Below are 7,290 nucleotides of genomic sequence, written 5' to 3' on the forward strand. Positions count from 1 at the left end.
GGGTCGGGGCGGGGGCCTCGCTCGGCGGGGTGTCGGGCTTGGACGGCGTGCCCGGCTTGGACGGCTGTCCGGGCTCGGCCGGCTTACCGGGCTGCCCCGGGGTGCCGCCGTTGCCGCCGGCCTTGCCGCAGGTCACGGACGCGATGCTGAGCGTCTGCGTCTTGCCGGCGAGCTTCGCGACCACCTCGATGGCGGTGATGGTGAGGGTGCCGTCCTTGTCCTTGACGTGCTTGTTCAGCGTGACCGTGGCGGTGCCGAGGCCCTTCAGGTCGGCGTTGACCGCCGTGTTGGGGGTGGCGCCGAGCTTCAGCGTCCGGCCGTTCAGCGTGGCCTTCGTCAGGTGGGAGACGCCGTTGCCGTTCTCGCACTTGGCGGTGACGGCGTGCGCGGAGAGGCCGAGCTTCGCCACCTTCAGGTCGGCGACGGACGCGCGGCCGTGGCCGGACCAGGCGGCGGCGTTCAGCAGCCGCGCCTCGACGAGGGGGTTGGCGGGCAGCTCGGCGACGCTCTTGCGGGTCGGCCGCTGCGCGGACGACGCGACCGAGGGGGTCGCCGGGATCGCGACCGGGCCGGACGCGGCGATCGCGTGGGCCGAGCCGGTGCCGCCGCTCGTCGCGGACGCGGCGGGCACCAGCGCGAACGGCAGGACGAGGGCACCGGCGGCCGCCGCGCACTTGGTGAGGGTCGACAAACGCACTGTTTCTCCTTGGGGTTCGTGATCGGGAGGGGGCCGTCAGTCCGTGATGAGGACGGGCGACCCGAGCGGGACCTTGGCGAGCCGCTTCAGCGCGTCCGCCGGGACGCGCACGCAGCCGTGGGTGACGGCCTTGCCGAAGACGGACGTCGACGGCCAGCCGTGGAACGCGACCGTGCCCGGACCGCCGCCGAACGTGTCGAGCGTCGCGGAGTGCGCGCCGACCGGCAGGATCAGCGGGCTGTAGGTCGGGTTCGCGGGGGCGAGGGAGGCGAGCATGAACGTCCGTCCGGTGGGGGTCGGCGTCTTCGGCGCGCCGACGGCCACGGTCCAGGTGCCGGCCTTGCGGCCCGCCTTGTAGAGCGCCAGCCTGCGGTCGCTGAGGTCGACTTTGACGACCTGGCTGCTGCGCGCGGTCTGGAGGCCGGTCTCCGGGATCCACCCGGTGACCCCGTTGGGGCGGCTCGGGAGAAGCACGCGCCGCCAGCCGGGCCTGGACTCCACCACGGGCACCCAGGTGGGGCCCTTGAGCTGGGTGCTCGGCAGTTCGGCGACCGCGGGCGCGCCCGGCTTGGCGGAGATCGGCGTCGCGGCGGAGGGGTGCACCACCGTCCCGCTGCCCGCGGTGGGGGCGGAGGTGTCCCGCGGTAGGTCGTCCAGGGTCGTGAAGGTGGTCGCCTGCGGCAGTTCTGTCGCGCCGCCCGCCGGGGACGCGCCGGCGGAGGCGGGCCGCCCGCCTCCCCCGCATCCGGTCACGAGCAGGGCCGCCGCCAGCAGGGCCGGGGCCGCGCCGCCCGCCTTCCGCAGGACGGCGTTCGGCCTCGGCAGGACGGCGCGCGGTGGTGCATCGCTCACGAAGACTCCCAATGATCCCGCCGGAGGGACTCCGGCTCGCCTCTGTGCCCGCTGATTACGCACGGGACGGGCCGGAGGTTGCACGCCGTACGGACCGAGTCGCAGACTGTTGACCGCACCCCGCCGTGGACCATCGGCGCCGTCGGTGGAACAATCCGGGATTGACAAGTGTTTGAACCCTCAACTAACCTCTCGACGAGGTCGTTGAAGTTTCAAGCATCCACCAGAGGGAGTCACCATGAGCATCGCCGCCGTCGCCCCCGAGCTGACCGCCGGGACCTGGAACATCGACCCCGGGCACTCCGAGGTCACCTTCGTGATCCGCCACCTGATGACCAAGGTGCGCGGCACGTTCACCGATTTCACCGGGTCCGTGCAGATCGCCGAGGAGCTGGCGGAGTCCACCGCGACCGCCGAGATCAAGGTCGCCTCGATCGACACCCGCAACCCCGACCGGGACGCGCACGTGCGCACCTCCGACGTCCTGGACGTCGAGAAGTTCCCGACCATGACCTTCGCGACCAAGGGCGTGCGGGCCGAGGACGGCGAGTACCTCCTGGACGGCGAGCTGACGATCAAGGACGTGACCCGTCCGCTCACGCTCACGGTCGAGTACAACGGCGTGGGCGAGGACCCCTGGGGCGGCACGCGCGCCGGCTTCTCCGCCGCGGCCACCATCAACCGCAAGGACTGGGGCGTCGAGTTCAACATCCCGCTGAAGGGCGAGAAGGCCCTGCTCAGCGACAAGGTCGAGATCCAGCTGGAGATCCAGGCCGTCCGCGCCTGAGCGGTTGAACGCCCGCGCCCTCGCTCGCGGGACCGCGTAAATTCTCGGTCAAGAAGGGCCGTCCGGTTTCGGGCGGCCCTTCTCGCGTCCGGGCGGCGGGACGAGCGGCAGCCGCAGCACGAAGCGCGCCCCGGGCGCATGGTCCTCGACCCGCAGCGTCCCGTCGTGCGCCCGCGCGATCTCGCGGGCGATCGCGAGGCCGAGGCCGGTGCCGCCCGCGTCCCGGCTGCGGGCCGTGTCCAGGCGGGTGAAGCGCTCGAAGACGCGCTCCCGGTCGGCGGGCACGATGCCGGCGCCGTCGTCGGTGACGCTGAGCAGCGCCATGCCGTCCTCCCGCGCCACCTCCACGGCGATGGAGGCGTCGGCGTAGCGCTCGGCGTTGTCCAGCAGGTTCCCGAGCAGCCGGACGAGCTGCATGCGCACCCCGCGGACGACCACCCCGCTCGGCAGCCCCGTGACGATCTCCAACGGCGACGTCCGGCGGCCGATCTCGGCGTCGGCCAGCGCGGACAGGTCGATCGGCTCCTGGATCACCGTCCCGCCGGTGCCGATGCGGGCGAGCAGCAGCAGGTCGGTGACGATCGACTCCAGCCGGTCGGTGTCGCGCAGCGCGGACCGGACGACCTCCCGCAGGTCGTTGTCCTCGGGGTGCATCGCGGCGTCCTCCAGGTTCGCGCGCAGCCCGGTGAGGGGGCTGCGCAGCTCGTGGGAGGCGTCCGAGGCGAACTGCCGCTGCCGCCCGACCGCGCGTTCCAGCCGGTCCAGCGTCGCGTTCGCGGTGCGGGCGAGCTGCGCGATCTCGTCCTCGCCGGGCGGCTGCGGCACCCGCCGGCTCAGGTCGGTGGCGCTGATCTCGGCGAGCTGCGCGCGGATCGCCTCGACCGGGCCGAGGGTGCGGCCGACGACCCGCCAGGTGATCCACGCGGCGGCCCCGGCGAGCAGCAGCACGCAGGCCGCGAGCACCGCCTCCAGCAGCCCGTTCACCAGGTAGGACGGCAGCCGCCCGGACGCGTACACGACGACGGAGCCGGGCGCGGTGCTGACCCGGACCGCCTCGATCACGGAGCAGTCGCGGCCCGGCCAGGCGCCGTGGCACTCGACGTAGTCGCGGACGCGCAGGTTGCTCGACGGCCAGAGTCTGCTCACCGGCGGACGGCCCGCAACCGCGGGTGTGGCGTTGCGCACCCGGCCCCCCGGCTCGACCACCTGGACGCGGAGGCGGCCGCCGGTGAGATCGCGGATCGGGCTGTCCCGCAGCGACCCGTCGCGGACGCTGCCGCTCACCCGCCGGGCGTCCACCTGGGTCTGCCGGAGCAGATCGGCCTTGACCGCGCCGCGCACGGCGACATCGACGCCGGCCGCGGTGATCCCGAACACCAGGGCGGCGATCACGGCGGCCACGAGCGTGTCCCTGGCCCGGATGGACCGGGGGCGCAAGCGCATGGTTCCTCCCGGTGCCACACGTTATCGACCGCTCACAAATGGGGAGCCCGAAAAACGGGCGCCTGGTTTTCACCTTCGCTCACCGGGACATCCCGTTTTATGACGGTTCCTCCGAAGCACAGGGACGGACACATGGGCAGGGACGTGGCTTCGGTCACCATCAGCGGCGAGGACCGGCGGCGGTATCGCGAGAAGGTACGCAGGTGCCTCGACGTGCTGGCCCGCATGCTGGGCGAATCCCAGTTCGACTTCGAGCGCCCCCATATCGGCCTGGAGATCGAGCTGAACCTGATCGACGCGATCGGCGATCCGCTGATGCGCAACGCGGACGTCCTCAAGGCGATCGCCGACCCGGCCTGGGCGACGGAGCTCGGCCAGTTCAACCTGGAGATCAACATCCCGCCCCGCGAACTCGGCGGGGAGGGCACCGGCGAGCTGGAGGCCGAGGTCCGCGACCACCTCCAGCACGCCGACCGCCGCGCCAACGAGGTCGGCGGCGGGCTCGTCATGATCGGCATCCTGCCGACCCTGCGGCGCTCCGACATCGGAGAGGAGACCCTCTCCGCCAACGCCCGCTACAAGATGCTGAACGACCAGATCTTCGCGGCCCGCGGCGAGGAGATGCGCATCGACATCCCCGGGCACGAGCCGCTGCACATGCACGCCGACACGATCATCCCCGAGGCCGCCTGCACCAGCGTCCAGTTCCACCTCCAGGTCAGCCCCGACCAGTTCGGCGCCTACTGGAACGCCGCCCAGGCCATCGCCGGCGCCCAGGTCGCGATGGGCGCGAACTCGCCGTTCCTGTTCGGGCACCGGCTCTGGCAGGAGACCCGGATCACCCTGTTCGAGCAGGCCACCGACACCCGCCCCGACGAGCTGAAGACGCAGGGCGTCCGGCCCCGGGTGTGGTTCGGCGAACGCTGGATCACCTCCGTCTTCGACCTGTTCGAGGAGAACACCCGCTACTTCCCGTCCCTGCTGCCGCTCTGCGACGACGAGGAGCCCCGCGACGTCCTGGACGGCGGCGGCATCCCCGAACTCGGCGAGCTCACCCTCCACAACGGGACGATCTACCGCTGGAACCGTCCCATCTACGCGGTCGTGAAGGGCCGGCCCCACCTGCGCGTCGAGAACCGCGTGCTGCCCGCCGGGCCGACCGTCGCCGACGTCGTCGCCAACGGCGCCTTCTACTACGGCGTCGTCCGCATGCTCGCCGAGGCCGACCGCCCCGTCTGGACCCGCATGTCCTTCGCCACCGCCGAGGAGAACCTCCACCGCGCCGCCCGCGACGGCCTCGACGCCACCCAGTACTGGCCCGGCATGGGCGAGGTTCCCGCCGCCGAACTCGTCCTCCGCAAACTGCTGCCGCTCGCCCACGAGGGCCTCGACCGCTGGGGCGTCGACCCGGCCCGCCGCGACCGCCTCCTCGGCATCATCGAACGCCGCTGCGTCACCGGCCAGACCGGCGCCGCCTGGCAGATCGCCACCGTCGACGCCATCGAGGAGTCCTACGGCACCCCGCGCCACGACGCCCTGCGGATGATGGTCCGCTCGTACGCGGAGCACATGCGCGAGAACACACCGGTTCACCTGTGGCCGATAGGGCCCTGATGCCCAGGGGGCGACCCCCTGGAACCCCCGATGAGAGCCGGCCGATCCGCACGACGGGGGTGATCTTCACGAGCCCTGCACATTTCCAGCTCGTTGTGCGCATAACGGGCTCTTAGAGTCTGGGGCGTGACTGGGAACGAGACTCGGGTCTTGGTGGTCGAGGACGAGCCGACGATCGCACGGGCCGTGGCGGACCGGCTGGTGGCCGAGGGGTTCGCCGTCGAGGTGGCCGGGGACGGGCCGTCGGCCGTCGAGCGCGCGCACGCCTACGAGCCGCACCTCATCGTCCTGGACGTGATGCTGCCCGGCTTCGACGGGCTGGAGGTGTGCCGGCGCGTCCAGGCGGAGCGTCCGGTGCCCGTGCTGATGCTGACGGCGCGCGACGACGAGACCGACCTGCTCGTGGGGCTCGGCGTCGGCGCCGACGACTACGTGACCAAGCCGTTCAGCATGCGCGAGCTGGTCGCACGCGTCCGGGCGGTGCTGCGGCGGGTCGAGCGTCCCGCCCTGGACGCGGCACACGGCGCGGCACACGGCGCGGCGGGCGGCGGGGCGGTCCGCGTCGGGGAGCTGGAGGTCGACGAGCGGGCCCGGCGGGTCCGGCGGGACGGACGCGAGGTCCACCTGACCCCGACCGAGTTCGACCTGCTGACCTGCCTGCTGCGCAACCGGGGGGCGGTGCTCACCCGCGCCGTCCTGCTGGAGCAGGTGTGGGACTGGGCGGACGCCTCCGGGACCCGTGTCGTCGACAGCCATGTGAAGGCGTTGCGCCGGAAACTCGGGCAGGGGCTGATCCGGACGGTGCACGGGGTGGGCTACAGCCTGGAGGTCGTGTCGTGACCGCGGCCATCCACAGGCTGTGGGCAAGGCTGCCCCGGCCGCTGGACCCGCTCCGGTCGATCAAGGTGAAGTTCGGCGTGGTGGTCGTCGTGACCGCGTGCGTCGCCGTCCTGATCGTCCTGTGGGGCTACCCGATGGGGTTCCGCGCGCGGCAGACGATGCCGGTCGGCGTGCTGATCTCGGTGGTGGTGATACAGCTGCTCGCGCACGGGATGACGGCGCCGCTGCGGGAGATGACGGCGGCGGCGCGGGCGATGGCGCGCGGCGACTACAGCCGCCGGGTGCGCGCCACGTCGCGGGACGAGGTCGGCGAGCTGGCGCAGGCGTTCAACCGGATGGCCGCCGACCTCGCCGAGGTCGAACGGCAGCGCCGCGAGTTCGTCGCCAACGTCTCGCACGAGTTGCGCACGCCGATCAGCGCGCTGCGGGCCGTCCTGGAGAACGTCGCGGACGGGGTCACGCCCGCGACGCCGGACGTCCTCGAAACGGCGCTCGACCAGACCGAGCGGCTCGGACGGCTCGTCACGCAGCTCCTCGACCTCTCGCGGGTCGAGGCGGGGGCCGCGGTGCTGAACCCGTCCGACATCGACGTCGCCGCGTTCGTGGACGACGTCACGGCCGAGGCCCGCGCCGGCCACCCCGAGGCCCTGTTCGAAACGGACGTCACGCCCGGCCTGCACGCCGTGGCCGACCGCGACCGGCTGCACCAGGTCGTCGCGAACCTGCTCGACAACGCGGCCCGGCACGGCCCGGACGGCCGTCCGGTCACCGTCACCGCGCGTCCCGTGAACCAGCCCGGCGGCCTGGTCATCGAAGTGACCGATGAGGGACCCGGCATTCCACCCGAAGAGCGCGCCCGCGTCTTCGAGCGCTTCTCCCGCGGCTCGGTGTCCGGCCCGGGAACGCCCGGCGGCGGCACCGGCCTCGGCCTCGCCATCGCGAGCTGGGCCACCGACCTGCACGGCGGCGACATCACCGTCCTGGACACCCCGATCGGCTGCCGCATCCGGGTCATGATCCCCCCGAACATCGGAGACCCCACATGACGACCCCACCC

At 72.7% G+C, this 7,290-nt stretch carries 7 protein-coding genes; 4 read left to right on the plus strand and 3 right to left on the minus strand.

The window, feature by feature from the left end; genetic code table 11:
* Both E1284_RS36770 and E1284_RS36775 read right to left on the minus strand, forming a co-directional pair.
* A partial coding sequence (locus tag E1284_RS36770) for a choice-of-anchor P family protein (protein ID WP_131944762.1) occupies window positions 1–697 on the minus strand: 697 nt, incomplete at its 3' end.
* 36 nt (window positions 698–733) lie between these two features.
* Window positions 734–1,549 (minus strand): L,D-transpeptidase, encoded by an 816-nt coding sequence (locus E1284_RS36775; RefSeq protein ID WP_243714972.1) that lies wholly within the window; start codon window positions 1,547–1,549, stop codon window positions 734–736.
* Window positions 1,550–1,787: 238 nt separating this feature from the next.
* On the opposite strand from E1284_RS36775, the gene E1284_RS36780 reads away from it, so the two are divergent.
* Window positions 1,788–2,336, plus strand: coding sequence for a YceI family protein (locus E1284_RS36780; RefSeq protein ID WP_131944763.1), 549 nt, complete (start codon window positions 1,788–1,790; stop codon window positions 2,334–2,336).
* Window positions 2,337–2,384: 48 nt separating this feature from the next.
* Here E1284_RS36780 and E1284_RS36785 read toward each other — a convergent pair whose 3' ends face one another.
* Window positions 2,385–3,779 carry a sensor histidine kinase gene (locus tag E1284_RS36785; protein ID WP_131944764.1) on the minus strand — a complete coding sequence of 465 codons (1,395 nt, stop codon included), beginning with the start codon at window positions 3,777–3,779 and terminating at the stop codon, window positions 2,385–2,387.
* Window positions 3,780–3,911: 132 nt separating this feature from the next.
* On the opposite strand from E1284_RS36785, the gene E1284_RS36790 reads away from it, so the two are divergent.
* The 3 genes from E1284_RS36790 (at window position 3,912) to E1284_RS36800 (ending at window position 7,279) form a co-directional block, all read left to right on the plus strand.
* Complete coding sequence (locus E1284_RS36790; RefSeq protein ID WP_131944765.1) at window positions 3,912–5,393, plus strand: glutamate-cysteine ligase family protein; 1,482 nt, start codon at window positions 3,912–3,914, stop codon at window positions 5,391–5,393.
* A 126-nt stretch (window positions 5,394–5,519) separates the two neighbouring features.
* Window positions 5,520–6,233: a response regulator transcription factor gene (locus E1284_RS36795; RefSeq protein WP_131944766.1), complete on the plus strand. Its 714-nt coding sequence runs from the start codon at window positions 5,520–5,522 to the stop codon at window positions 6,231–6,233.
* On the plus strand, window positions 6,230–7,279 hold the full coding sequence (locus tag E1284_RS36800; RefSeq protein ID WP_131944767.1) for a HAMP domain-containing sensor histidine kinase: 1,050 nt from the start codon (window positions 6,230–6,232) through the stop codon (window positions 7,277–7,279). The genes E1284_RS36795 and E1284_RS36800 overlap by 4 nt, the downstream gene beginning before the upstream one ends.
* The last annotated feature ends 11 nt before the right edge of the window (window positions 7,280–7,290 follow it).

The sequence above is a fragment of the Actinomadura bangladeshensis genome, from assembly GCF_004348335.1.
In the GTDB taxonomy this organism is placed as follows: Bacteria; Actinomycetota; Actinomycetes; order Streptosporangiales; family Streptosporangiaceae; genus Spirillospora; species Spirillospora bangladeshensis.

What these genes read in the sequence shown, in the direction of transcription:
- E1284_RS36780 (WP_131944763.1), top strand. Translation starts at nt 1,788, where the DNA reads ATGAGCATCGCCGCCGTCGCCCCCGAGCTGACCGCCGGGACCTGGAAC.
- E1284_RS36785 (WP_131944764.1), bottom strand. Translation starts at nt 3,779, where the DNA reads ATGCGCTTGCGCCCCCGGTCCATCCGGGCCAGGGACACGCTCGTGGCC.
- E1284_RS36790 (WP_131944765.1), top strand. Translation starts at nt 3,912, where the DNA reads ATGGGCAGGGACGTGGCTTCGGTCACCATCAGCGGCGAGGACCGGCGG.